We start from the raw sequence: 23,914 nt of genomic DNA on the forward strand, positions 1-23,914 counted from the left end.
CACGCCTCCGCCTCCATGTCAGCGCGGGAGTGCGCCTTAGTGGCGCCTCTCCGCAATTTTCAGCTGCTTCAACTTTTGTTGGACCATTCCAAACAATGTATTTCGACTATAGGTCCCTTTGTCATTAGGCTGCCCAACGCGCAGTCCAGTTAAAATCTCCAGGGCCTCGCCAACGTTCCTCACGGAATAGATGAAGAACTTCTTCTCCTTGCAGGCGTCCACCACACGCTTGTTAAGCATTAGATTATTCTCGTTGGAAGCCGGAATAATGACCCCCTGCTCCCCACTTAACCCTTTAATGCAGCATGTTTCAAAAAAGCCTTCTATTTTCTCGTTGACTCCGCCAACCGGTTGCGAATCGCCAAATTGGTTCATCGAGCCGGTAATCGCAATGTTCTGCCTGATCGGCGCATCGGCGATAGAAGATATGATCGCACAGAACTCCGCCATGGAGGCGCTATCGCCATCCACTTCGCTGTACGACTGCTCGAACGCGATACTGGCGGAAATCCTGATCGGGCCGTTTTTGCCAAAAATAGAGGCCAAGTAAGCGGATAGAATCATCATCCCCTTGGAGTGGATAGCGCCAGCCAATTTGACGTCGCGTTCGATATCGATGACTTCTCCATCGCCATAGTGCGTCGTTGCAGTCACACGACTCGGCACGCCAAACTCATGATCCCCCGTGCTCAGCACCGACAAGGCGTTAATCTGCCCGACTTTCTCGCCAATCGTGGAAATAAGCGTGGTGCCATCGCGAATGCTGTCGAACACCTGGTCGCGAATGCGGCTGGAGCGGTACTCCGCGCTGCGCAGCGCCTTGTCCACATGTTCCGAATGGATCATTTTTGCGTTGGCGTCATTGGCCCAGTAATTACTCTCACGCAAGAGGTTGGCGATATCCGCCGCATGCAGGGACAGCCTGTTCTGATCTTCCGCCACACGAGCGCTATGCTCAAGGATTCTCATCACCGCATAGCGATCACAAGGCATCAGTCCCTTTTCACGCACCAGACTGGTAATGAAGCGGGCGTAATGCATTTGCGTTTCAGGAGTGCGTGCGATTTCGCTTTCGAAATCCGCCGTCACCTTAAACAGCTCGCCAAAGTCCGGATCATACTGCTGCAACAGCAAATAAGTGTCGCGATCACCAAACAGTACAATTTTCACTTCCAGAGGCATAGGCTCAGGCTCCAGTGAAATCGTACCGGACAGAGTGATTTCTTTCTCCAACGCATTCATGGCGACATTGCCTGAACGCAACGTGCGCTTAATTGCATCCCATACAAAAGGTTGCTCCAGCACTTTGACGGCGTCCATTAGAAGGTAGCCGCCATTAGCCCGATGCAGAGCGCCTGGACGGATCAGAGTGAAGTCAGTAAATACAGTGCCTTTGTATGTGACGTTTTCCACCGCCCCAAACAGGTTGAAATAATTAGGGTTGTCTTCCACCACAATCGGCGCGTTGCCGTTGGCGTCATGATGCACCATCACGTTCACCTGATAACGCCTGGGCAGTTTGTTATCCATAGTGGCTGCAGCCAGGGCCGCCTGCTCCTCGCCATCATCCAGGAAGATCTCGACGTTCTTCAGCAGGTCCGCTTGAATCTGATCAAGATGTGTAACGACCTCGGAGTGTTCGCGATACTTTTTCTTCAGGTTATCAATCAGGTGTTTAGAAACCGCCAACGCAATCTCTTCGTTCAGAGCCTGCTGCTTGTCCGCATAGTCCTGCTCCCACTGACTGAGTCGGCGCAACACCGTGCGGAGCTTTTTTTCCAGCTTGTTGATAGCGTCTTCGAACTCCTGCTGGCGCGCTTCAGGAAGCTCCGCAAAAGTTTCCGCGCTGTAAGGCTTCTCACCGTCTGTAGCTACCAGACGATAGCCTCCTGGCGTCGTCACAGTCAGGCTGATTTGCTGTTTTTTGGCGGCGTTGGCGATGCGACTGAGCGACTTTTCCTGCTTTTGACTCAGCTCGTTTTTTATCTGTTCCGCGCGCTCGTAGTAAGACTCATTATCGAACGCCTGAGGAATCCCCTTCTGCAGACGCACCAGCAACTGCTCCAGGTCTTTCTTTAGCGGCATCCCCAAACCGGCGGGGAGGCGCAGTACTTTCGGCGAGCGTACGTCATCAAAGTTATTGACATAACACCAGTCACTGGCCACCGCGTCAGAGCGCTTCTTTTCCAGGTAGCGCATAATCATAGTCCGCTTACCCAGACCGTTGCGACCGATGGCGTATATGTTATAGCCGGCGTCAGCCATGGAAATAGCGAATTGCACCGCCTCCTGGGCGCGATTTTGCCCAAGGATGCCTTCCAGAGGCTCCAGCGCGCGCGTGCTGCTGAATTTGAAATCTTTTGTCAGACAGGGTTTGTAGAGCGATTGGATTGGTAGGGGCTTTTTCTTACTCATAGACTCCGCCCGGCGCTAAACCGGGGCGTCAAAATGCGTGAATAGATCGCTGCTCGCCACGCCGGCTCACCTGCGACTTCCCAAAAAGGGTCAAGTTTAACCAAATCAGCTTTGGCGCAAAACCGCTTTTACAGAATTATCCCTGAGGGGGCCGCCACGCCACTCGACATTAAAGATCAATAAAAACGCCATGCCCTCGCTCTGTGAATTAAAGTATTTTTTATATCCGCCGTTATAAGTTTAGCGTAACTCCGAATGTGGCGACTCATACCGGAATCAGCGCCACTGTAATAAATCAAGGCAAGATAAAACAAAAATAATAGGGAATGACTGAAAAAATGAAAGACAACCTATTAGAGGAACTCCAAACATGTACATTAATGACGCCAGAAACAGGCCTTCGCCCCCCTCCTCCACCTCTATAAAACAGGCTTCGCAGGTTGAAGCCACGCCGGCGCAGGCCCCACTGACCGATGGTGAACTACGCGACCGCCGCATGCGCCCTGACCGCAGACGCAGTGACGAAAACAACTACGATGGCCATGAGCGCCGTAGAAGGCGGGATAGACGCGCGCCGAAACTACTTGGAGCAAAAGACGGACAACCAGAAGAATTAGAGAGCAGAACAGGAAGATTGGTAAACACCGCAGTTTAACCCTCCCTCAAATAGCGTCCCTGGTTGCGCCACCTCACAAAACGCGAAACTGAGCATTTATTATCCAAGTCGAATTTATAAAATATAAAGCCCGATAAAGGGAATCCATTGGGCTTAGCGCTATAACCACAAAGATACAGACTCAGCACCCGATCATGCAGGAAGTGACTTCTCCCTATCCATCAGAGCGCCGCATCAAAACGCGACATGCAATTGAATCCCTGACTGCGACAGTTTGTCTGTCCGGCCTGTTCAATCGTTCAAAAAACCGGCTCGTCATCAACTGCATAGATTTCAATCGCTACGGCATGGCGTTCCACAGCAACCAGAAATTTCGTCTCGGTGAGAAGATTGAACTTTGTTTCCGAGGCCGCTACATTGCGGAAAATGGCATTCAGGCGCAAATTCTTAACTGCAGCGAACATGAGCATGGCTTCAGGTACGGCATCCAGTTCGCCTACTGCGCCTCCAGCAGGGATTACTCCAGAGAAGTCGATAATGCTTTATCTCGTATTGAAGGTCTATTCAGCAAAGCACAGGAAGCCTGTCGCTCAAGGGCTTCATGACTGAGCCGTCAACGAAGTTGAATTGCGATGGGTTAATCATCGCAGGCGGCAAAGGACAGCGGGCTGGCGGCAATGACAAAGGGCTGCTTTCCTGGCGCGGCCAGCCTCTCGCCCAACATATTCACTCCACACTCAGCCAAACCTGCGAGCGGATCTTAATCAGCTGTAATCGCAATACAGCGCAATATCAGCGCATGACGCCTTTTACTTTTTCCGATGCCTGGGGGGAGTTTGCCGGCCCTCTGGCGGGCATCTACTCCGCACAGCCGTACATGAATAAAGAGTGGCTGTTGGTCAGCCCCTGCGATACGCCTCTTCTTACACCTGAATATGCGCTTAGAATGTTTGCCGAAAGGCGTGACAACCTGATAAACATCGCTTGGGATGGAGAGCGACTGCAATATCTGCACTGCCTGCTTCACGCCAGCAGTTTTGTAGATATCCTACGCTATCTACAAAGCGATGGACGTAGCGTCAAGCGCTGGCTTGATTCACGCCCCTTGCAAAAAATCGACTTCAGCGACCGCCCAGAGATGTTCTACAACATCAACACTCTGGAAGAACTGGCGTATCTGGACAAGTCTCAAAAGCAATAATAGAAAGACTCCCACTACCTGTTTCGACCCAGGCCACTGCTGCTATTCAGACTCAGAGGCCCACTCCCCGGCCCTGGACTGATCGCTTTCCTTGGCTTCCACCCAGTGCTCCCCTTCCGCCGTCAATTCCTTCTTCCAGAATGGCGCCTGCACCTTTAAGTAATCCATGATGAATTCACAGGCTGCGAAAGCATCACCACGATGGGCGCTGGCGGCGACCACTAAGACAATCTGATCTCCCGCCCAAAGTTCCCCCACGCGATGAATAACTCGCACCCCATTCAAGTCCCAGCGCTGGAACGCCTCCTCTGCAATTTTAGTCAGCGACTTTTCAGTCATCGCCGGGTAGTGCTCCAGATAAAGCCCCTTCACATCCGGCTTATCACTGAAGTCGCGCACGAGGCCGACAAAACTGCAAACCGCGCCGACACTGGTATCGCTACCCGTCAATCGACGCGTCTCCTCTCCGAGGTCAAAATCGTCCGTTGTCACATCAACTCTTATGTTGTTACTCATCGTTCAGAAATCACCCAATGAAGGCTGCGCATGACGCGTAATGGATAAAGAAATGCTGACTAACACTTTAAGTTTTTAAGGAAAGAATTTCTAATAGGCGGCCGTTGTTCAAACAAACCTCAATAATAAAGAAGCTGTGAAAGGAGCCCATCATGAGCTACATGTTGCTCAAGCACATTCATCTGACTTGCGTTGCGCTGACCTTCGTCTCCTTCACTTTGCGCTATATCTGGATGATCCTGGGGAGTCCGCTTTTACAGCATAAATTGTGCAGGGTTCTTCCGCACATTATTGACACAATGCTACTACTAAGCGCCATCGGGCTCGCGCTCAAGCTTCAGCAATACCCTTTCTACAACGGGTGGCTTACCGCCAAGGTGATGGGTTTGATTGTCTACATAGCCCTCGGCGTTATGGCGCTTAAAAGAGGCCCGACAAAAAGGTCTCGCGCCCTGTTCGGGCTTGGCGCTTATGCGGCTTTCGCCTATATCGTCATGGTCGCTCTTAGCAAAAGCAGCTGGCCTGTAACGCTTTAAACCCGCTCACCAAATTAGTATTGCGTACCGCTTTTATCCTCGGGTTCTAGGTCACCCGGCTTAGGTGGCGTCACGTAATAGCGCTTTTGATCAAGCTCTTTGACTTCAGGATCGCTGACAGGGTTTCGCTTCCTGCTATTAATCACCCAAATCACGACTGCGACCACGATAGCTAGCAATACGACCCATTTCATGTTTGTTCTCCCTATCCACAACAGCTTTAGTTACATTTTCGTTTCTACAATAGCTGTCGCCAATTGCAGACAACTTAACCATTTGAAAATTATAGAAATAATTTCAAACACCGGCGTTCTGGTAAGAAAAAGGCAACCCTTTTCACAATAGTCCAATTCTAGAAAGAGATAAACACACAACTTAACCCTTTGTTTTTAAAAGACTTAATAAAAACCCGTCATTTCTGGCATGAATCCTGACTAAGAGCGCGGGGCGTTATCTGTTTATAACGTCAACTTATAACTCTAACTCTACTAATAGGGGAATGATTTGAATCAAGTTAACTTTGAGCTCAAAGCCCTTTCATACTTAAAAAGTATTTTTCACCGCGCCAAATCAAATTGTAGATCCATCACCGCCATTTTTGGCTTCACTCTGGCAAGCGCCCTTTTAACGGGATGTGGCGGCGGAGGAACTGGAGGTGAGTCCTCAGGGACCAATAAGGGCGCCCCTCAAGTCGCCGCTGCGAAGCAGTCAACCAATTACGCCCGTAGCGCCTTTATCTTTTGGGAGCCGCCATATACTCGGGAAGATGGCAGTGATATCGAGCTATACGAACTGGAAGGTTATCGCGTCTATCACCAACATGAATCAGACAATGACTGGCAATACGTAGAAGTTGGGGACCAGCAGTTTGAGTATGCCTTTTCCAACTTGACAAAAGGCGTTCACTATTTCGCTGTCACCGTGCTGGATATAAACGGACTGGAAAGCGAGCCATCCAGCATTATGACCAAGAAGATTCTTTAACGCCGATCAGCCCGCCATCCGACAAAGGACAATACTCGATACGGAGAAATAGAGAGAAGGAATATGGACAAGGAAACGCAATAAGGGCGGCTCAAAGGCCGCCCTTATATTTTTGTATGACAGCGAATACGTTCTAAAAACGCCTACCTTATTCGGCCTCAACAGGAGCGACTGGCGCTTCTTTCTCTTTCGCCGGCGTCTTCGGCATCATTTTCTCTCTAATGGAAGTTTCGATTTCGACTGCGATCTCAGGATGTTCTTCCAAGTATCTTGAAGAGTTCGCTTTACCTTGACCGATCTTGTCGCCTTTATAGCTATACCAGGCGCCGGATTTATCAACAAACCCCTCCTTCACGCCCAGATCGATAATCTCTCCAGTGCGGTAGATGCCGCGTCCATACATGATCTGGAAATCCGCTTGTTTAAAAGGTGGAGATACTTTGTTTTTCACTACCTTCACACGAGTCTCGTTACCAACGACCTCTTCTCCTTCCTTCACGGAGCCAACTCGACGAATATCAAGACGGACGGAGGCATAGAACTTAAGTGCGTTACCACCGGTAGTGGTTTCAGGGGAGCCGAACATGACGCCGATTTTCATACGGATCTGGTTGATGAAAATCATTAAGCAGTTAGCCTGTTTGACGCTGCCTGTCAGCTTTCTCAGCGCCTGAGACATCAGACGGGCTTGTAGGCCAACATGGGAGTCTCCCATTTCACCTTCAATCTCCGCCTTGGGCGTCAATGCCGCTACAGAGTCGATAATGATGACGTCAACAGCGCCGGAGCGAACCAACATGTCGGCGATTTCCAGAGCCTGTTCGCCTGTATCGGGCTGGGAAACCAGCAGTTGGTCGATATTAACGCCAAGCTTTTCAGCATAAATAGGGTCCAGCGCATGTTCAGCGTCCACGAAGGCGCAGGTTTTGCCCTGGCGTTGCGCTTCTGCAATCACCTGCAGGGTCAGCGTAGTTTTACCGGAGCTTTCAGGTCCATAGATTTCGACAATACGTCCGTATGGCAGGCCACCAATACCGAGAGCGATATCCAGGCCAAGAGAGCCGGTAGAAACAGAGGGGATAATTTCTCTCGGTTGCTCCCCCATCCGCATTACTGCGCCCTTGCCGAACTGACGCTCAATTTGTGATAAAGCGGCCGTCAACGCCTTCTTACGATTGTCATCCATTCTTAAACACCCTTTATTTCGATTAACCGGTACGAGTTGCTATTCCAACCCAGAATTACTGTATAAATTGACAGCATTATTTCACAACCCCACAGCCAAAGTCACGCCTATATTTTCTACAAATTGCTTTCCAGTAACTCTACCGCCCCCCGCAACCCCGCCGCCACGGACATCAGGCGCACTTGCTCCCGTCCCCCAGAAAAATGGAAGCTTCGGGCAGCGACACTATCCCTCAACCTCCATGCAACCCAGACCAGACCTACCGGTTTATCAGCAGTCCCGCCTCCAGGCCCGGCAATCCCGCTTACGGCGATAGCAAGGTCCGCTTGCGCGCGTTGTTGGGCGCCGAGCGCCATCTCTTTAACAACCTCTTCGCTGACAGCGCCGCAGCGCATTAAAGTCTCAGATTGCACCTGTAAACGAGACTGCTTGGCGGCATTCGAGTATGTAACCACACCTTCCTCAAACCAATTGGAACTACCCGCAACAGAGGTAATCGCATAGGCGATTCCACCGCCGGTGCAGGACTCCGCCGTTGTCACCCTGACGCCACGCTCGTTAAGAATTTTTCCTAAACGAACCGCCAGACTCTCGATTTCTTCATTCATTCCGCCACCATCAACACCGCCCCAAATACAGGAAGGCCGCCCAATAAGATCCGAGACAGTAACCGGCCTTCTTTATTATGGCCATGGCTTTCCCTTACAATCCCGCCTTCACTCATAAAATTACACAATCCTTTTGTTCTGTCATGTCCGCTATTGAACCCGCAATCAAACCCCAACACACGCCAATGATGCAACAGTATCTTGGCATCAAGGCGAAACACCCTCATCAGCTCGTTTTCTACAGAATGGGCGATTTCTATGAGCTTTTTTACGAAGACGCCCGCCGCGCCGCTGAGTTACTGGATATCACCTTGACTCAAAGAGGCCAATCCGGCGGACAACCTATTCCAATGGCGGGCGTTCCCTTCCATGCCGCAGAGGGATACATTGGCCGCTTGGTTCGCCTTGGTGAATCCGTTGTTATCTGCGAACAGGTTGGCGACCCCGCCACCAGCAAAGGGCCTGTAGAACGCAAGGTCGTCAGGGTTGTTACTCCTGGAACGCTCAGCGACGAAGCCTTTCTGGAAGAGAAGTCGGATAACTTACTATTAGCGGTTAGCGCTTACAAAGACCTGTTCGGACTGGCGACACTGGATATCGCCGGCGGTCGCTTCCTGATCCAGGAAGTGCGCGGCGCCGAAGCGTTAGCCAGCGAACTGCAACGCTTACGACCTGCGGAGATACTCGTCAGCGAGCAGTTTCCATTTTTCCCCCTGCTGGAAAACTACACTGGCGTGCAAAAGCAGCCGCCCTGGTATTTCGAACAGGAGTCCGCACAGCGCCTGCTATGTCAGCAGTTTCGCACCAAAGATCTGGCAGGCTTCGATTGCGAAGGCATGAGCGTCGCCATCGAGGCCGCCGGCTGCCTGTTCCAGTATGCTCAGGAAACACAGCGTTCACAGCTTCCCCATATCCGCACCATGATTCGCGAACGACGAGAAGACTCCATCATTCTCGACGCAGCAAGCCGCAGAAACCTGGAAATCGACGTTAATTTGGCTGGCGACGCCAAACACACGCTGGCCTGGGTCATGGATAAATCCGCCACCGCAATGGGAAGCCGAATGTTGCGCCGCTGGTTAAATCGCCCCTTACGCAGCCAGGAAGCGGTGCGTCAGCGTCAGAACGCAGTCAAAGAGTTACTGGACGGTTATCAGTTCGAAACACTACACGAGACGTTGAAGCAAATTGGCGATAGTGAACGCATTCTGTCTCGCGTAGCTTTACGCTCCGCACGTCCTCGCGACTTGGCGCGATTGCGGGATACGCTAACGCTTCTGCCAGACTTGCAGAAACAGATGGCGAACCTTGGCGACGGCCATCTACGTCGCCTGGCCGAGCAAATCAGTGAGTTTCCAGATATTGCCGATCTGCTCACCCGCGCTATCGAGGAAAATCCGCCCGTTGTCATCCGGGATGGCGGCGTGCTCCGTCAAGGCTTCGATGAAGAGCTGGATGAGCTGCGCGGCATCAGTGAGAATGCGGGAGACTACCTGCTGGAAATTGAAAAGCGTGAGAAAGAACGCACCCAATTGTCATCATTAAAGGTCGGCTATAACCGCGTTCATGGCTATTATATTGAGCTGAGCCGCACACAGTCCGATCAAGCGCCCGTAGATTACATTCGCCGTCAGACGCTGAAAAATGCTGAACGCTTCATTACCCCAGAACTAAAAACCTTTGAAGATAAAGCATTAAGCGCCAAGAGCCGCGCATTGAGCCGGGAGAAGATGCTCTACGATCAGGTTCTGGAAACCATTGCAGATCAGCTTGCCCCTTTGCAGGACAGCGCTCGCGCCTTGTCAGAACTTGATGTGCTGTCCAACTTCGCGGAAAGAGCGCTGACATTGAATCTCGTCTGCCCGGAGCTCTCTGATAAGCACATGCTGCATATTGAGGGTGGTCGCCACCCGGTCGTTGAGCAGGTCAGTCAGGACTCTTTTGTTCCCAATGACCTGGACTTGCAGGACAAACACCGCATGTTGATCATCACCGGGCCGAATATGGGCGGTAAGTCGACCTATATGCGTCAGACCGCCTGTATTGTCATTCTGGCATACTGCGGCAGCTTCGCGCCTGCTGCGCAAGTTGTCATCGGCCCCATCGATCGCGTATTCACCCGCATGGGATCCTCAGACGACATTGCTGGCGGACGCTCGACTTTTATGGTGGAGATGACCGAGACCGCCAATATTCTTCATTACGCCACTCGCCAAAGTCTGGTCCTGATGGACGAGGTTGGGCGCGGCACCAGCACCTTTGACGGACTCTCATTGGCATGGGCTTGCGCCGAGCATCTGGCGAAGGAGATTCAGGCTTTCACCTTGTTCGCCACCCACTACTTCGAGCTAACGGCGCTCCCCAAAACACACGCCAATGTCGCCAACGTGCATCTGACCGCCACAGAACACAACGACAGCATTGTGTTTCTCCACACCGTACACGAAGGCCCAGCGAGCAAAAGTTACGGGATTCAAGTGGCGCAACTGGCGGGCGTCCCCCCTCAAGTTATTAACCATGCACAAAAACAACTGAAACAGCTGGAAAGCGGGACAACTTCCAAACCCGCGCTGGTTGCGCCGACGCCGTCGTTGCAAGACGACCTGTTCGCCCGCACCGAACCCAGCGAAGTAGAGACCCGCTTGCAAAAGCTTGATGTGGATTCGCTTTCGCCGAGAGAGGCGCTGAATATGCTGTATGAGCTGAAGACGCTAAGTAAAAACGCCTGAAACTCAAGTCTCCCGGGCGTTGCAAGGACGCTCGGGTTGCTTGCGCCGAAAGGGTTTTCTACAATACTAAATCGCGCGGCCCAACGGTCACTGAGCAATCGCGCAGAGTTTCATAATAAGGGATCAGACCATGACTTTTGTTGTTACCGAAAACTGCATCAAATGCAAATACACCGATTGCGTCGAAGTGTGCCCGGTGGACTGTTTTTACGAGGGGCCCAACTTCCTCGTTATCGATCCAGACGAGTGTATTGACTGTGCTCTGTGTGAGCCGGAATGCCCTGCCGAAGCAATTTTTTCCGAGGACGAATTGCCAGAAGATCAGAAGGAATTTATCGCGCTGAATGAAGAATTATGCCGCGTCTGGCCAAATATTACGGAGAAAAAAGATGCTCCTGCGGACGCGGATGATTGGAAAGGCGTGAAGGATAAACTTAAAGACTTGGCGCGCTAATCTCGTTCTCGTCAGACTTCAAACACAAAAGAGGGCTCAATGCCCTCTTTTTAGTTTTTCCAGTCCATTACTTATGGCGCGCACTTTTCCTGATATAGCGCCTGCAGTTTACTACGTCGCTGAGCAATCTCTTCGTCAGAAACATACTCTGGCGAACCATCGTCTTTAATGCGGGCGAATGCGTACCCCTGGTCGATCTGATTGATATCCTTCCTGAGTTCAGAACAGTAATTATCCAGCTTCGCTTTTTGAGCGGCTCGCTCTTTTTCATGAGCGACTCTCGCCGCTTCTTCAACCTTGTACTGCTCATAAATGCGTTGATAACGCTGACCGACCTGCTCCGCATCCCGCTTTTGCGCATCCGTGACGTTCGGCTGCACCTTTATGACTTTGGCGTCCTTGTGCTGCCGCGTATCGCTGAAATGCACCTCTCCGTGTTCGTCTACCCACTTGTATATCTCCGCCTGTGAATATGACCCGAAGCAGAATAGCAGCACAACGGTCGTGACGCCGGGGGAAAGATTGCGAAAGAAAAGCTTAGCCACTTTAATCACCTTGCAACAACTGCTGCACCGGCTTATAACTACGCCGATGAATTTCCGTCACCCCCAGTTCCTTCAACGCGGATAAGTGCTGAGCCGTCGGGTAGCCTTTATGGCCCGCCAACCCGTAGCCGGGGAATATCACATCCAGTCTATCCAGTTCTTCGTCACGCTCTACCTTAGCCAGTATAGAAGCCGCTGCAATGGCCGCCACTTTACTATCGCCTTTGACTATCGCTTCCGCAGGCATGTCCAGCCTGGGTACTTTGTTACCATCAACTAAAGCCAGATTCGGCGTAACCTGTAAACTAGCGACTGCTCGCTGCATCGCCAGCAGCGATGCCTGAAGGATATTTATTTGATCAATCTCTTCGACAGTGGCCCACCCCGTCGCCCAAGCCAAGGCCTTTTCTCTGATCTCCATCGCCAACGCCACCCGCTGACGATGGCTCAGTTTCTTAGAATCATTCAGCCCCTCAATAGGCTTCTCTGGATTCAAAATAACCGCAGCCGCCACCACAGGGCCCGCCAAGGGGCCCCTGCCAACCTCATCGACACCTGCAACCAGATCAGCTTGCGGGCTCTCTTGATCAAACAAATGGATTTGAGAAGCAAAATTATTCATGGCTCTACCCTAATCTGAAGTCTTGGCCCGTGGCGCGGCCTTTCTCAATCAACTCGGCAACAGCCTGCGCGGCCGCCACACTGGCGTTCTGACGTATCAGCTTATGCAGCCCCTCAAACTCGCCTTCCAAATACCTCCGCCGCTCCACTGCGAGCTCCTTGAGCAAGGCCGCCCCCATCTTCGCGGGCGTAGCGTCATGTTGAATCAATTCGGGAACCAAAGCTTTATCTGCGAGCAAGTTTGGCAAAGAAATGTATTTAGCTTTCAATAAACGCCGCATAATCCAGTAACTCAGCGTCGCCAGCTTGTACGCCACCACCATAGGGCGCTTCACTAACATGGCCTCAAGCGTTGCAGTACCGGATGCCAGTAAAATAGCATCCGCGGACATCATACATTCACGAGAGTGTTGATCGACCAGAGTGATAGGCAGGTTGGCCCCGTATGATTGTAACTGCTGCTCGATCTGCATCCTTCGCGCCTGATTTGCAGCTGGAATCAAAAAGCGGATGTCCGGTCGTCTCTGGTGCAACCAGGCAATGGTTTCTATAAAAACCATTCCCAAACGGGCGACCTCTCCTCCTCTTGAACCTGGCAGCACAGCGATCACCTCTCCCTGCTCCTCAATACCAAGCTCACGGCGTTTTTCGGCTTTATCAGGATGCAGTGGAATAATTTCCGCTAGTGGATGGCCGACAAACTTTACCGGCACATTATGAGCGTGATAGAAGCGAGCCTCAAAAGGCAACAAGGTCAGCATCAGGTCAACGGCCTTAGCGATCTTGAACACTCGATTTTGCCGCCAGGCCCACACTGATGGACTGACATAATGCGCAGTCTTGATGCCTGCCTGACGCAGTTTTAACTCAATGCCAATAGTGAAGTCTGGGGAGTCTATACCGAGAAAAAGATCAGGAGGATTCGCTGTGAAGTGCTCGACTATACGGCGGCGCATAGCTAGTAATTCAGGCAACCTGCCTAGCACCTCGACCAGCCCCATTATCGAGAGGCGCTCCATTTGAAAAAAGGTGGTAAACCCTTCTTTCAGCATTCTCTCGCCACCAATACCTTCAAAAGCGGCTTGAGGATAGAGCTTCTTTATCTCCTGCATCAACCCCGCTCCCAACAGATCGCCAGAAGCCTCTCCAGCGATTATGCCGATGCGTATCGGTCGTTGTGATATGGGGGTCATAATTGAAAACTATCTAACGATGCCTCTTGCGGACGACTGAACACTGCGAAGAAAAGTATCCACTACCGAATACTCGGCCGCAGGCGCTTCTAATTTTTCGATTGCCTGCTCAAGCGTGAGCCCTTGCCGATACAGTGTTTTATACGCGCGACGCAATTCCAATATCGTCTCGCTGGAAAAGCCACGGCGCTTCAGCCCTTCAATATTCAGCCCATGAGCCTTGGCGGATTGCCCGCCCGCCATAATGTAAGCTGGAATATCCTTCAACACGATGCTACCGCCGGCGCACATACTGTGCTCGCCTATTTTGCAAAACTGATGCACCATCGTACCGCCGCCGAGAATCGCCCAATCGCCAATGTGCACATGCCCAGCAAGGGTGGTCATATTGGCCAGAATGCAATTATTTCCTACCACACAGTCGTGCGCGACGTGAACGTAAGCCATAAACAGGTTGTTGCTGCCGATTCTTGTTGCGCCAAGGTCCTGAACAGTACCGCGATGTATCGTACAACTCTCGCGAATTATATTGTTGTCGCCGATTTCCAATACAGTGGGCTCGCCATTGTATTTCTTGTCTTGACACGCCTCACCGACGCTGGCGAACTGAAATATACGATTGTTCTTCCCAATCTTTGTGGGGCCTTTGATCACTACGTGAGAATTGACCACTGTCCCGGAGCCGATTTCAACATCGGCTCCGATATAACACCATGGCCCAATCTCCGCATCGGCGGCGACTTTGGCTCCCTGTTCAACAATCGCCTGAGGATGAATGGACATTAAAGCCTTCTCTCAGCAGTTAATATTTCCGCGCTACACACAACGTCCCCATCAACCAGCGCCCGGCAGGAGAACTTCCAGATTCCGCGCTTATCCGTCACAATTTCTGCTTCCAGACGCAACTGGTCGCCAGGCACCACAGGCTTCTTGAAGCGGACTTTATCCGTCCCGGCCAAGTAATAGGTGTAACCATCCGCAGGCTTCTTACCCGTGGTGACAAACCCTAGAATACCAGCCACCTGAGCCATTGCTTCGATAATGAGTACGCCTGGCATAATTGGATGGTCAGGGAAGTGTCCGGTAAATTGAGGTTCATTGAACGTAATGTTTTTCAAACCTGCTATAAACTCGCCCGGCTTAATCTCCAGCACCCGATCCACTAATAGAAAAGGGTATCTGTGAGGTAAGTATTCTTTAATTTCATTAATTTCCATATTTGGAAAGCCTCAACAACATGATTGCACAATGCCGGAAAGTTTATGAATTCGATTATACAGGGCCGCCGGCCCGGATTCTCGATCCTTTACTGATCGCCTTTAATCCGTATCGGATTTTCGGCGGTCGCCCTGCTCCAGCACCCTGACCCTGCGCGCCAACTGATCCAACTGTCGGAAGCGGGCCACATTTTTTCGCCAGGATGCATTGGGCTCTACTGCAGTACCAGAAGAATAAACCCCTGACTCCTTGATATTGTGAGTCACCAATGTCATTCCCGTAATTTGCACCTGATCCGTTATTTCCAGGTGACCGGCAATTCCTACCCCGCCACCAATCATGCAATGCTTGCCTATCGACGAGCTTCCCGAAACGCCTACGCAGGCGGCAATAACAGTATAAGCGCCAATTCTGACGTTATGGGCGATTTGTATCTGATTATCCAGCTTCGCGCCGGTTTCAATGACAGTGTCATCCAAAGCGCCACGATCAATAGTGGTGTTAGCGCCGATTTCAACATCGTCGCCGATAACTACTCCGCCTAACTGAGCGATCTTGACCCAATCGCCTTTGTTCGGCGCAAATCCAAATCCATCTGAGCCAATGACTGCGCCACTATGGATGAGCGTTCTCGCGCCAATACTCACGCCATAATAGACAGTAACATTTGGCCGCAGCTGAGCGCCCGCGCCAACAATAGAGCCTGGGCCTATATAACAACCAGGGCCGATGACGGCCCCATCGCCTATCTCCACGCCGTCTTCTATCACAGTGTTAGCGCCAACTGTAACGCCTTCGCCAAGCACAGCGCTTTGGGATATGACAGCGGCGGGAGATATCCCGCTCATGTTCGACCACCTAGGAGAAAACAACTGACTACAGAGAGCATATCCGAAGTAGGAGTTTTCCATCATCAGTACATTCGTCGAACATTGATCAGCGAGACTGGGTGCGATTATTACCGCCGAGGCGCGGGTGTCTTTCAAGTGCTTCAGATAGTTCTTGTTAGCTAAAAAGCTTATCTGCCCCACTTGCGCCGTTTGTAGCGTCGCCAGCCCTTTCACCATCACATCGCCATCACCACGCAATTCCGCGCCGATACGGGATGCTATGTCCTCAAGCGTATATGAAAGGTCTGTCTTGCCCATGAAACCCGGCCTCAAAGAGTTCTACTTGGCGCTGTTAAGCGCTTCAATTAATTTCGCAGTCAAATCCAGAGAAGGGTTAGCGTACACCGCCAGCTTGCTTGGCAGGATGACATCCACTTTCTCTTTTTCAGCAATCTTTTTCAGCGCATCATCAACTTTAGGCTTGGACTCTTGCAAAAACAGCTCTTCCCGTTTGGAAATTGCAGACTGATATTTGTTCTTCAGAAAGTTGAACTCTTGCGCCTTCTCTTCCAGTTCCGTGTTTAGCTTGGTGCGCTCAGTCTCACTCATGATGGCGGAGTCTTTTTTCAAACGCTCCTGCATTTTCTGGGCTTGCTCGCCAACTTCTCTCAATCTGGCTTCTTCATCAGCAAAATCTTTCTTCAGGTTCTCACCAAACTTCTTAGCCGCTTGCGATGACAACAGCGCCGTACGTAAATCAACTACCGCCACTTTCTGAGCCGCACTCACCATACCAGCGTATCCTGTAGTGATTAACGCCAGCGCCAAAGCGGCAATTCGAATTAGTTTCATGTTGGGCTCCTTATACTTAAATTTCATCATTACCGGCTAACTGGAAGCCGCCAGAGAGGACGCAGAGTTTATCGAGTTCTGCGCAAGTTGGCTAACGCCACGCCCTTCTACTCCGGTCAACAGCCGCTAAGATTACGAAAGCTCCATGACGCGTCAGCACCGACACGCTATGGAGCAGCTACTTTATTTAGAACGTCTGTCCCAGCAAGAACTGGAAGAACTGGGTTTTATCACCCTCTTTGTCATTCAAGGCTTTACCAAGACTGAAGGACAAGGGGCCTATGGGCGTCACCCAGGTCATTGCGACGCCAGCGGAAAAACGAAGTTCGTCGAAAGAGGGGTCATACCCTCTAGCAGAGTCAAATACGTTGCCGCCATCCAGAAACACAACACTACGAATCTGTGAACGGTCTTTTACAAATATAAAAGGCACTATCAGTTCAAGACTGGATTCAACCTGCACGTTGCCGCCAAAGGGATCTCTATCTCTATCGGGATTATCTGCGTGCGGCGTACTCTTTGGTCCCAGCGTGTTGGCTTTAAATCCTCGAATTGAGCCAAACCCACCAGCGTAGTAATGCTCAAAAAACGGTAATCGGTCATTGTCGCCGTAGCCATCGCCATAAGCCAAGTCAGCACGCAATTTCAGCGCCCACTCCTGGTCCTCTGACAATGGATAATACTGAGTGTTGTTGTAATTCAACTTGTAGAAGTTGTAATCACTCAACTCAGGCAACGTCACCTTCATAGATAAAGATTGCGAGTTGCCAGATGTTGGGAACAAACCTTTGTTCAAGGTGGAACGACTCCACCCGGCGGATAGATCAAAAAAGTTATAACTTGAACCAAATTCGTCAGCAAACTCAGAAATTTCCTGAACAGGATACTTTGGTAATTTAACCCGAGTATGGGTATATCCTGTGCTGAATGTGAGCCTGGAGTATCTATCTATCGGATAACCAAAGTTAACAGAGCCGCCCATACTGTCTTTCAGGTATGCGGCGACGTCGTCGTCATCTTCGTCATAGTCCGTTTCTTTGTAGAAAAGACTAAAGCCCCGACTTACGCCATCAACAGTATAGTAAGGATTGGTGTAGGAGAAGTTCGCACTCTGCACACTCTTACTTTTGTTGACGCCAAAAGACACTCGACGACCAGTTCCCAGAAAGTTCTTCTCCGCGACACTGGCGCCAACTGTAGCGCCGCCATCCTGTGAATATCCCAAGCTGGCGGAGAGACTGCCTGTAGGCTGCTCTTCCACGGAATAGTTCACATCGATCTGATCGTTGGTTCCAGGGACAATAGGAGTCTCCACCGTCACAGTTTTAAAGAACCCCAGGCGCTCCAGTCTCGACTTGGAAGCTTCTATCAAATCTGTAGAGGCCGCTGCGGACTCCATTTGCACCATTTCCTGACGCAATACTTCATCACTGGTGGAGGTGTTGCCGCTGAAGTTAACGCGGCGCACATAAGTGCGACGGCCCGGCTCAACGTAGAAAGTAACGGAAGCCGTGTTGTCGTCGTGAGGCTCAGGAATCGCATTCACACTGGCGAATGTATAACCGTCGTTACCCAGGCGCTTCGAAATGATGTCAGAAGTGACGGTGAGGAGCTGACGGGAAAACGTATCGCCAGGCTTTACTACAATTAACTTGCGCAGCTCTTCTTCTTCGACTTTTAAATCGCCTTTTAAGGCGATATCGCGAATTTTGTACTGCGGCCCCTCATTTACGTTAACCGTGATGAACACTTGTTCCTTATCAGGAGAAACGGACACCTGCGTGGATTCAATGCTGAACTTGATATACCCATTATCCAGGTAATGAGAGCGAATACGCTCAAGGTCTCCATTCAGCTTCTGCTTGGAATACTTATCACTGCTGAAAATAGACGCCCAAAACCCAGTCAGCTTCAGCTGCATAAGGTCACGCAGCTCATCATCAGCAAAAGCGTTATTGCCTACAAAGTTGATATGCTGAATCGCTGATACCGGACCTTCTTTGATTTTGATATTCAGCTGCACTCGATTTCGCGGCAGTTCCTCTACCTCCGCTTTTACAGAAGCGTTGTAACGGCCTTGCGCCACATAGCTACGCAAAATCTCCAACTCGATTCGTTCAAGTGTCGAGCGTTGAAAAACCTCACCTTCCGCAAGCTTGGCGGACTTAAGACCTTCCATAAGATCTTCTGTGGGGAGGTTCTTATTTCCTTCCACCTCAATTTTGCTTATCGATGGACGCTCAACCACATTGATGATTAGCACATCGCCTTCGCGACTCAGTTTGATGTCCGTGAACAATCCGGTCTTAAAGAGAGAGCGAGTTGCGTCCGCCAACTTCCTTGAGTCGACCTCCTCCCCTACATTTACTGGAAACGCGGTAAATACGCTTCCAGCGGACACCCTCTGCAAACCATCCACTCGAATGTCGGATACTTCGAACTGATAATCTGCGGCGTAAGACAAAGCGGCCGTCAGCCAAACAAAGATAAAAAGCAATACTCTCATGTAATCAACACACGTGATGGGAGCCGAAGGTTCAGCATTATTTACTACAATTTGGAGAGGTCGTTATAGAACGCTAACAACATTACGAATGCAATGAGGGCCATCCCGACTTTTATCCCAAGCTGTTGTTTTTCTTCAGATAAGGGTTTGCCCCGAATAAGCTCGACAAAATAATACAATAAATGCCCGCCATCCAATACCGGAATTGGCAACAAATTCAGGATACCCAGACTTATGCTTAAATAAGCAAGAAAACCTAGAAAAGCCTCAAATCCGGACTTAGCGGAGATCCCTGCAGCCGATGCAATAGTGATGGGCCCTCCAAGGTTTTCAACCGAAATCCGTCCAGTTACAATTTTCTTCAGTGCAGTCAGCGTCAATACAGACATGTCCCAAGTCTCTTCCAACGCCTTGCCAACCGCCACCAATGGTGAATACTTCACGTCGCGCAGCATTCCCGGCGGCCACTCCGTTGCTCTCGCCTCCGCGCCAATTACACCATAAGTTTGTCCATTCTGTTCTCTGCCTTCAGGGCGGACACTAACCTCCAACGACCGCCCGGCTCTTTCAAGAGATAGTGTCAGCGACTTCTCTGGAGATGCTTTAATCACATCAACAAAGTCAGACCAGTTACTGATGGGACGACCTTCAGCAGCCAGAATTTTATCTCCCGGCTCGATTCCTCCCTGCTGAGCGCGCCCCCCCTGAATTACGCCATGAACAATCGCAGGCGCATCGGGAACAAAGCTTCTCAATCCAAGCTCAAAGGCGGGATTCGGCTCAACTTTGCCAACTAACCAATCATTGATTGGCACTGACGCGTCGTGAGGGAGGCTTTCATCAGGTAAGCGATATCCAAACTTAATATCGCCGGAATCCCCAAGGCGGCCGACGAGCTGCATGTTAACGTCCCCCCAGCTGTACACCGGTGAACCATCAACGCTAGTCAGCTCTGCTCCCTCTACAATCCCCGCCTGCTGCGCAGGAGAGTTATTAACGACGCCTCCAACAACTGGCGCAAGTGTTTGTATGCCAAGAACGAACATACACCAGTAGGCGAAAACAGCGAATATAAAGTTTGCAATTGGGCCCGCCGCCGCGATAGCGATACGCTTGCCTACGGTTTGCTGATTGAAAGTCAGATGCCTTTCTTCAATAGGTACGTCACCTTCCCTCTCATCCAGCATTTTGACATAGCCGCCTAAAGGTAAGGCCGCAACAACAAACTCAGTGCCTTGTTTATCTTTCCATGACAACAGTGGGGACCCGAATCCGACGGAAAACCTCAGAATTTTGACGCCACAGCGCCGCGCCACCCAAAAGTGACCGAATTCGTGGATGGTGACCAGCACCCCCAATGTAACTATAAACGCTAAGGCTTTTTGAAAAAATTCCATGCTCTCTATTGTAAATATATCCGAGCGACCTACTAGTGAGACTTACGGAACAACAACTCCGCCAGCCAGTTCATTTATGGTTTCCGAGGCATATTGACGGGCTACTCTGTCAGCTTCAATTACAGTTTCGACAGAATCCGCAGTCACAATTACGCCTTTGCGCAAACACTTTTCAATAACAACCGGGATATCAACAAACCGGATGGCGCCTTGCAAAAAGGCGTCCACCGCCACCTCATTGGCTGCATTCACCGCAGCGGGAGCTGTTCCGCCAAGGGCAAAAGACTCCTCAGCCAGCCTCAGACAAGGGAAGCGCTCTCTGTCCGGCTTTTCAAAATGTAAACTACCAACGGAAAACAGGTCTAACGGCTGAACGCCAGCATCAACCCTCTCTGGCCAAGCCAACCCATAAGCAATAGGCGTGCGCATATCAGGGTTGCCCATCTGAGCCAGAATAGAGCCATCTACATATTCAACCATTGAGTGAATAATTGATTCTGGGTGCAGATGCACCTGCACAGATTCGGGACTCAAATCAAACAACCAGCACGCTTCAATTAATTCCAACCCTTTGTTCATCAAACTTGCGGAATCAACAGAAATTTTGCGCCCCATTGACCAGTTAGGATGTTTACAGGCCTGCTCTGGGGTCACTTGCCGCAACTGCTGCGGAGAAAAATGTCGAAAGGGACCGCCGGACGCAGTCAGTAAAACACGAGTAACGCCACACTCCGCCAGTAACGCAGAGTCACTCAGACGCTGCGCAGCCCCCGGCAGACACTGGTAAATCGCATTATGCTCACTATCAATAGGAAGGAGTTCGGCGCCATGCCGTCTCACAGCCTCCATGAACAGGCTGCCCGTCATCACCAACGCTTCCTTATTAGCAAGCAGAATCCGCTTCCCCGCAGTAACTGCAGCCAAAGTCGGAGCCAGGCCAGCCGCGCCAACAATCGCCGCAACGACAATATCGACACAGCTAACAGAGGCGGCGTCGCACATTGCGTCCACCCCGCTCCTGACCTCAGTAGGCACTCCCGCATCAAGCAACCGCCGCCTTAGTCCCGCTACCCCCACATCGGTGGCGACCACAGCGAGCGCGGGTCGATACTTAACGCAGATAGAAAAAAGCTCGTCCAGATTGCTATGCGCCGTCGCCGCATAAAGTTCATACCGGTCAGGGTGACGGGCGATCACATCCAAAGTACTGCGCCCAATCGAGCCTGTCGCCCCTAAAACCGTAACTCGCTTCATACCCTAGCCCTGCATCCAGCCTGAAAACATCGCCAACACGAGGAACACTGGGGCAGCGGCAGTAACACTGTCAATACGGTCAAAGATACCGCCATGCCCCGGGAGAATCTGGCTGCTATCTTTCAAGCCGACAAAACGTTTACCCAGACTCTCTATTAAATCGCCAACTATTGAAAAAATCGCCGCTGACAACGTCATCATCCAAAGCACGACAAGTTGCGGCAGTGTGAGATTTAGAAATGAGTTAATGGCAAATGGCAAAACCGAAACAGCCAATAAACCGCCAATAGCGCCCTCCCATGACTTCCCAGGACTAACGTGAGGAGCGAGCTTATTCTTGCCAAAAGTCTTGCCGGCGAAATAGGCGCCGATATCAGCAAACCATACGATGAGAAAGATATAGAGAATCACCCATTTGGTATCAAAGCCAGGCTCAAGAACAAAAACTCCGCCGCGGATCGACACTAACGCCTTCCACGCCGGGACCAATATCAATAGCCCCGTTACCGCCCTAGTCACAGGAGGGGTCCAGAAAGCCTTAGAAGCAGGGTAAGTCAAAACAATCGCCAAGGCGCCAACCCACCAAAGCAACGCAATGGAAAGAATAAGAATTGCGGGCAGATGAGAGCATGCCAGGAGCACCACCGCAGTCATCGCAGCGTAACTCGCGCGAGAAGTTTGTGAGGTCAAGCCGCATATTTGCGCCCACTCCCACGCAGCTAAAGTCACAATCGCTCCGATAAAGAGAGAAAAGCCGAACACATCGGTCAGCGCCACCCCCGCCAAAAATAAAGGAAGGAGAATCAGCGCGGTAATTATTCTTTGTTTTAGCACGATTAACGCTTTGCAGAAGGGTTAGTGGCGAATTCAAAAGAAGACGGGCGCTCTGCTTGAACCCCACCATCTTCAGCTAAGCGACGGTCAACCTGATCGTCGGTCTGACCAAACCGCCTTTTCCTGTGACTATAGGCCGCCAACGCTAACTCCATTTGCTCTGTACGGAAGTCAGGCCAGAAAACATCTGCAAAATACAACTCTGTGTATGCCAGCTGCCATAGTAGAAAATTGCTGATCCTCTGCTCGCCAGCAGTGCGAATACACAAGTCAGGAGGTGGGAGGTCGCCTAACTCAACATATTGTTGCATCAGGTTATCATCAATATCTTCGGAGCGAATAACGCCTTGCTCCACTTTTTCAGCGATGCGACGAGCGGCTTGAGTAATATCCCAATGCCCGCCGTAATTCGCGGCGATCGCCAGCGTCATGCCAGTATTGCCGGAGGTTAACCCTTCAGCATCCTGCATATGCTGCTGCAAAGTAGAGTTAAACTTTGAACGATCGCCAATGATTCGCAGCTGGATATTGTTGCGATTAAGCTTACGGACTTCTCGCTGCAATGCGACGAGAAACAGGCGCATCAGAGCGCCCACTTCTTCCTCGGGACGCCGCCAGTTTTCACTACTGAACGCAAACAAAGTGAGAACTTCAACGCCATGCCGGGCGCAAGTTTCCACAACCGCCCGCACAGAATCGACGCCAGCTTTGTGGCCAGCCACACCGGGAAGTCGACGCTGCTTCGCCCAGCGATTATTACCATCCATGATGATCGCCACATGGCGAGGTTTGCTGGTCCCAACCAAAGGAATATCAGCCGTCGACATTTAGCCCTCCAACATCCAGCCGCCCTTCATGACTTACACAGCCATCAGGTCTTTTTCTTTTTCAGCAAGAACACGGTCGACTTCAGCAATATACTTGTCAGTCAACTTCTGGATGTCATCCAGTCCGCGCTTCTCTTCGTCTTCAGAAATTTCTTTGTCTTTCAGCAGTGTTTTGATATCTGCGTTTGCATCACGGCGCAGATTACGAATCGCCACCCTGGTGTTTTCCGCCTCTCCGCGAGCTGTCTTCACCAGCTCCTTACGCGTCTCTTCCGTCAACGCAGGCATTGGCACCCGAATGACTGTACCAGCGGTAGATGGGTTAAGACCCAAGTCAGACTTCAGGATAGCCTTTTCGATTTGTGGCACCATGTTTTTTTCCCAAGGCGTCACGCTCAGAGTCCTGGCGTCTTCCACAACTACATTGGCGACCTGAGTCAAAGGCGTGTCAGAACCATAATATGGAACCATAACCGATTCCAAAATCGCAGGGTTAGCCCGACCAGTCCGAATCTTAGCGAAGGCATGCCCCAGCGCCTCGATAGACTTCTTCATTTTTTGCTCAGATTGTTTCTTAATATCATTTATCACG

25 protein-coding genes are annotated in these 23,914 nt (G+C 51.0%); 7 read left to right on the plus strand and 18 right to left on the minus strand.

What is annotated here, in order from left to right:
* Positions 1-36 precede the first annotated feature (36 nt).
* Positions 37-2,415, minus strand: coding sequence for a Lon protease family protein (locus tag AC2IBB_RS26335; protein WP_486329672.1), 2,379 nt, complete (start codon positions 2,413-2,415; stop codon positions 37-39).
* Positions 2,416-2,785: 370 nt separating this feature from the next.
* Here AC2IBB_RS26335 and AC2IBB_RS26340 point away from each other — a divergent pair, with 370 nt between their 5' ends.
* The 3 genes from AC2IBB_RS26340 to mobA all read left to right on the plus strand — a co-directional run bounded on the left by AC2IBB_RS26340 (position 2,786) and on the right by mobA (position 4,232).
* Entirely contained in the window at positions 2,786-3,070 is a 285-nt protein-coding gene (locus tag AC2IBB_RS26340) for a hypothetical protein (RefSeq protein ID WP_486329673.1), read from the plus strand.
* 155 nt (positions 3,071-3,225) lie between these two features.
* A complete protein-coding gene (locus AC2IBB_RS26345) occupies positions 3,226-3,636 on the plus strand; it encodes a PilZ domain-containing protein (protein WP_486329674.1) in 411 nt (136 codons plus the stop codon).
* On the plus strand, positions 3,633-4,232 hold the full coding sequence (mobA, locus tag AC2IBB_RS26350) for a molybdenum cofactor guanylyltransferase MobA (RefSeq protein WP_486329676.1): 600 nt from the start codon (positions 3,633-3,635) through the stop codon (positions 4,230-4,232). The genes AC2IBB_RS26345 and mobA overlap by 4 nt, the downstream gene beginning before the upstream one ends.
* 42 nt (positions 4,233-4,274) lie before the next feature.
* Here mobA and moaE read toward each other — a convergent pair whose 3' ends face one another.
* Complete coding sequence (moaE, locus tag AC2IBB_RS26355) at positions 4,275-4,748, minus strand: molybdopterin synthase catalytic subunit MoaE (RefSeq protein WP_486329677.1); 474 nt, start codon at positions 4,746-4,748, stop codon at positions 4,275-4,277.
* A 152-nt stretch (positions 4,749-4,900) separates the two neighbouring features.
* Between moaE and AC2IBB_RS26360 the strand changes: the two genes are divergently transcribed.
* Positions 4,901-5,284, plus strand: a complete 384-nt coding sequence (locus AC2IBB_RS26360; protein ID WP_486329678.1) for a SirB2 family protein — start codon at positions 4,901-4,903, stop codon at positions 5,282-5,284.
* A 14-nt stretch (positions 5,285-5,298) separates the two neighbouring features.
* Here AC2IBB_RS26360 and AC2IBB_RS26365 read toward each other — a convergent pair whose 3' ends face one another.
* On the minus strand, positions 5,299-5,478 hold the full coding sequence (locus AC2IBB_RS26365) for a hypothetical protein (protein WP_486329679.1): 180 nt from the start codon (positions 5,476-5,478) through the stop codon (positions 5,299-5,301).
* 310 nt (positions 5,479-5,788) lie between these two features.
* Here AC2IBB_RS26365 and AC2IBB_RS26370 point away from each other — a divergent pair, with 310 nt between their 5' ends.
* A complete protein-coding gene (locus AC2IBB_RS26370) occupies positions 5,789-6,268 on the plus strand; it encodes a fibronectin type III domain-containing protein (RefSeq protein WP_486329680.1) in 480 nt (159 codons plus the stop codon).
* A 148-nt stretch (positions 6,269-6,416) separates the two neighbouring features.
* Here AC2IBB_RS26370 and recA read toward each other — a convergent pair whose 3' ends face one another.
* Positions 6,417-7,454: a recombinase RecA gene (gene recA / locus AC2IBB_RS26375; protein ID WP_486329681.1), complete on the minus strand. Its 1,038-nt coding sequence runs from the start codon at positions 7,452-7,454 to the stop codon at positions 6,417-6,419.
* 116 nt (positions 7,455-7,570) lie between these two features.
* A complete protein-coding gene (locus AC2IBB_RS26380) occupies positions 7,571-8,062 on the minus strand; it encodes a CinA family protein (RefSeq protein ID WP_486329682.1) in 492 nt (163 codons plus the stop codon).
* A gap of 143 nt (positions 8,063-8,205) precedes the next feature.
* Between AC2IBB_RS26380 and mutS the strand changes: the two genes are divergently transcribed.
* Both mutS and fdxA read left to right on the plus strand, forming a co-directional pair.
* Complete coding sequence (mutS, locus tag AC2IBB_RS26385) at positions 8,206-10,791, plus strand: DNA mismatch repair protein MutS (RefSeq protein ID WP_486329683.1); 2,586 nt, start codon at positions 8,206-8,208, stop codon at positions 10,789-10,791.
* A 130-nt stretch (positions 10,792-10,921) separates the two neighbouring features.
* Positions 10,922-11,245 carry a ferredoxin FdxA gene (fdxA, locus tag AC2IBB_RS26390; protein ID WP_486329684.1) on the plus strand — a complete coding sequence of 108 codons (324 nt, stop codon included), beginning with the start codon at positions 10,922-10,924 and terminating at the stop codon, positions 11,243-11,245.
* Positions 11,246-11,316: 71 nt separating this feature from the next.
* Here fdxA and AC2IBB_RS26395 read toward each other — a convergent pair whose 3' ends face one another.
* The 13 genes from AC2IBB_RS26395 to frr all read right to left on the minus strand — a co-directional run bounded on the left by AC2IBB_RS26395 (position 11,317) and on the right by frr (position 23,913).
* Positions 11,317-11,790 (minus strand): DUF4124 domain-containing protein, encoded by a 474-nt coding sequence (locus AC2IBB_RS26395; protein WP_486329685.1) that lies wholly within the window; start codon positions 11,788-11,790, stop codon positions 11,317-11,319.
* Between the two features lies 1 nt (position 11,791).
* The gene (gene rnhB / locus AC2IBB_RS26400; RefSeq protein WP_486329686.1) at positions 11,792-12,412 is read right to left on the minus strand and encodes a ribonuclease HII; all 621 of its coding nucleotides are present in this window, start codon (positions 12,410-12,412) and stop codon (positions 11,792-11,794) included.
* A gap of 4 nt (positions 12,413-12,416) precedes the next feature.
* Positions 12,417-13,604 (minus strand): lipid-A-disaccharide synthase, encoded by a 1,188-nt coding sequence (lpxB, locus tag AC2IBB_RS26405; protein WP_486329687.1) that lies wholly within the window; start codon positions 13,602-13,604, stop codon positions 12,417-12,419.
* A gap of 9 nt (positions 13,605-13,613) precedes the next feature.
* Positions 13,614-14,387 (minus strand): acyl-ACP--UDP-N-acetylglucosamine O-acyltransferase, encoded by a 774-nt coding sequence (lpxA, locus tag AC2IBB_RS26410; protein ID WP_486329688.1) that lies wholly within the window; start codon positions 14,385-14,387, stop codon positions 13,614-13,616.
* Positions 14,387-14,821, minus strand: a complete 435-nt coding sequence (gene fabZ / locus AC2IBB_RS26415; protein ID WP_486329689.1) for a 3-hydroxyacyl-ACP dehydratase FabZ — start codon at positions 14,819-14,821, stop codon at positions 14,387-14,389. The genes lpxA and fabZ overlap by 1 nt, the downstream gene beginning before the upstream one ends.
* A 102-nt stretch (positions 14,822-14,923) precedes the next feature.
* Positions 14,924-15,970 carry a UDP-3-O-(3-hydroxymyristoyl)glucosamine N-acyltransferase gene (gene lpxD, locus AC2IBB_RS26420; RefSeq protein ID WP_486329690.1) on the minus strand — a complete coding sequence of 349 codons (1,047 nt, stop codon included), beginning with the start codon at positions 15,968-15,970 and terminating at the stop codon, positions 14,924-14,926.
* Between the two features lie 21 nt (positions 15,971-15,991).
* Positions 15,992-16,504 (minus strand): OmpH/Skp family outer membrane protein, encoded by a 513-nt coding sequence (locus AC2IBB_RS26425; protein ID WP_486329691.1) that lies wholly within the window; start codon positions 16,502-16,504, stop codon positions 15,992-15,994.
* A gap of 187 nt (positions 16,505-16,691) precedes the next feature.
* Positions 16,692-19,010 carry an outer membrane protein assembly factor BamA gene (gene bamA / locus AC2IBB_RS26430; RefSeq protein ID WP_486329692.1) on the minus strand — a complete coding sequence of 773 codons (2,319 nt, stop codon included), beginning with the start codon at positions 19,008-19,010 and terminating at the stop codon, positions 16,692-16,694.
* A gap of 44 nt (positions 19,011-19,054) precedes the next feature.
* Positions 19,055-20,407 (minus strand): RIP metalloprotease RseP, encoded by a 1,353-nt coding sequence (gene rseP, locus AC2IBB_RS26435; protein WP_486329693.1) that lies wholly within the window; start codon positions 20,405-20,407, stop codon positions 19,055-19,057.
* A 42-nt stretch (positions 20,408-20,449) separates the two neighbouring features.
* Entirely contained in the window at positions 20,450-21,661 is a 1,212-nt protein-coding gene (gene ispC / locus AC2IBB_RS26440) for a 1-deoxy-D-xylulose-5-phosphate reductoisomerase (protein ID WP_486329694.1), read from the minus strand.
* Between the two features lie 3 nt (positions 21,662-21,664).
* Positions 21,665-22,495 carry a phosphatidate cytidylyltransferase gene (locus AC2IBB_RS26445; protein ID WP_486329695.1) on the minus strand — a complete coding sequence of 277 codons (831 nt, stop codon included), beginning with the start codon at positions 22,493-22,495 and terminating at the stop codon, positions 21,665-21,667.
* Positions 22,496-22,497: 2 nt separating this feature from the next.
* Positions 22,498-23,322, minus strand: coding sequence for a polyprenyl diphosphate synthase (gene uppS, locus AC2IBB_RS26450; RefSeq protein ID WP_486329696.1), 825 nt, complete (start codon positions 23,320-23,322; stop codon positions 22,498-22,500).
* 33 nt (positions 23,323-23,355) lie between these two features.
* Positions 23,356-23,913, minus strand: coding sequence for a ribosome recycling factor (frr, locus tag AC2IBB_RS26455; RefSeq protein WP_486329697.1), 558 nt, complete (start codon positions 23,911-23,913; stop codon positions 23,356-23,358).
* Position 23,914: the final 1 nt, after the last annotated feature.

This window comes from Hahella sp. NS-SX17 (genome assembly GCF_057367735.1).

Coding starts and splice junctions, on each gene's coding strand:
- AC2IBB_RS26335 (WP_486329672.1), bottom strand. CDS start 2,415: ATGAGTAAGAAAAAGCCCCTACCAATCCAATCGCTCTACAAACCCTGT.
- AC2IBB_RS26340 (WP_486329673.1), top strand. CDS start 2,786: ATGTACATTAATGACGCCAGAAACAGGCCTTCGCCCCCCTCCTCCACC.
- AC2IBB_RS26345 (WP_486329674.1), top strand. CDS start 3,226: ATGCAGGAAGTGACTTCTCCCTATCCATCAGAGCGCCGCATCAAAACG.
- mobA (WP_486329676.1), top strand. CDS start 3,633: ATGACTGAGCCGTCAACGAAGTTGAATTGCGATGGGTTAATCATCGCA.
- moaE (WP_486329677.1), bottom strand. CDS start 4,748: ATGAGTAACAACATAAGAGTTGATGTGACAACGGACGATTTTGACCTC.
- AC2IBB_RS26360 (WP_486329678.1), top strand. CDS start 4,901: ATGAGCTACATGTTGCTCAAGCACATTCATCTGACTTGCGTTGCGCTG.
- AC2IBB_RS26365 (WP_486329679.1), bottom strand. CDS start 5,478: ATGAAATGGGTCGTATTGCTAGCTATCGTGGTCGCAGTCGTGATTTGG.
- recA (WP_486329681.1), bottom strand. CDS start 7,454: ATGGATGACAATCGTAAGAAGGCGTTGACGGCCGCTTTATCACAAATT.
- AC2IBB_RS26380 (WP_486329682.1), bottom strand. CDS start 8,062: ATGAATGAAGAAATCGAGAGTCTGGCGGTTCGTTTAGGAAAAATTCTT.
- mutS (WP_486329683.1), top strand. CDS start 8,206: ATGTCCGCTATTGAACCCGCAATCAAACCCCAACACACGCCAATGATG.
- fdxA (WP_486329684.1), top strand. CDS start 10,922: ATGACTTTTGTTGTTACCGAAAACTGCATCAAATGCAAATACACCGAT.
- rnhB (WP_486329686.1), bottom strand. CDS start 12,412: ATGAATAATTTTGCTTCTCAAATCCATTTGTTTGATCAAGAGAGCCCG.
- lpxB (WP_486329687.1), bottom strand. CDS start 13,604: ATGACCCCCATATCACAACGACCGATACGCATCGGCATAATCGCTGGA.
- lpxA (WP_486329688.1), bottom strand. CDS start 14,387: ATGTCCATTCATCCTCAGGCGATTGTTGAACAGGGAGCCAAAGTCGCC.
- fabZ (WP_486329689.1), bottom strand. CDS start 14,821: ATGGAAATTAATGAAATTAAAGAATACTTACCTCACAGATACCCTTTT.
- lpxD (WP_486329690.1), bottom strand. CDS start 15,970: ATGGGCAAGACAGACCTTTCATATACGCTTGAGGACATAGCATCCCGT.
- AC2IBB_RS26425 (WP_486329691.1), bottom strand. CDS start 16,504: ATGAAACTAATTCGAATTGCCGCTTTGGCGCTGGCGTTAATCACTACA.
- bamA (WP_486329692.1), bottom strand. CDS start 19,010: ATGAGAGTATTGCTTTTTATCTTTGTTTGGCTGACGGCCGCTTTGTCT.
- rseP (WP_486329693.1), bottom strand. CDS start 20,407: ATGGAATTTTTTCAAAAAGCCTTAGCGTTTATAGTTACATTGGGGGTG.
- ispC (WP_486329694.1), bottom strand. CDS start 21,661: ATGAAGCGAGTTACGGTTTTAGGGGCGACAGGCTCGATTGGGCGCAGT.
- uppS (WP_486329696.1), bottom strand. CDS start 23,322: ATGTCGACGGCTGATATTCCTTTGGTTGGGACCAGCAAACCTCGCCAT.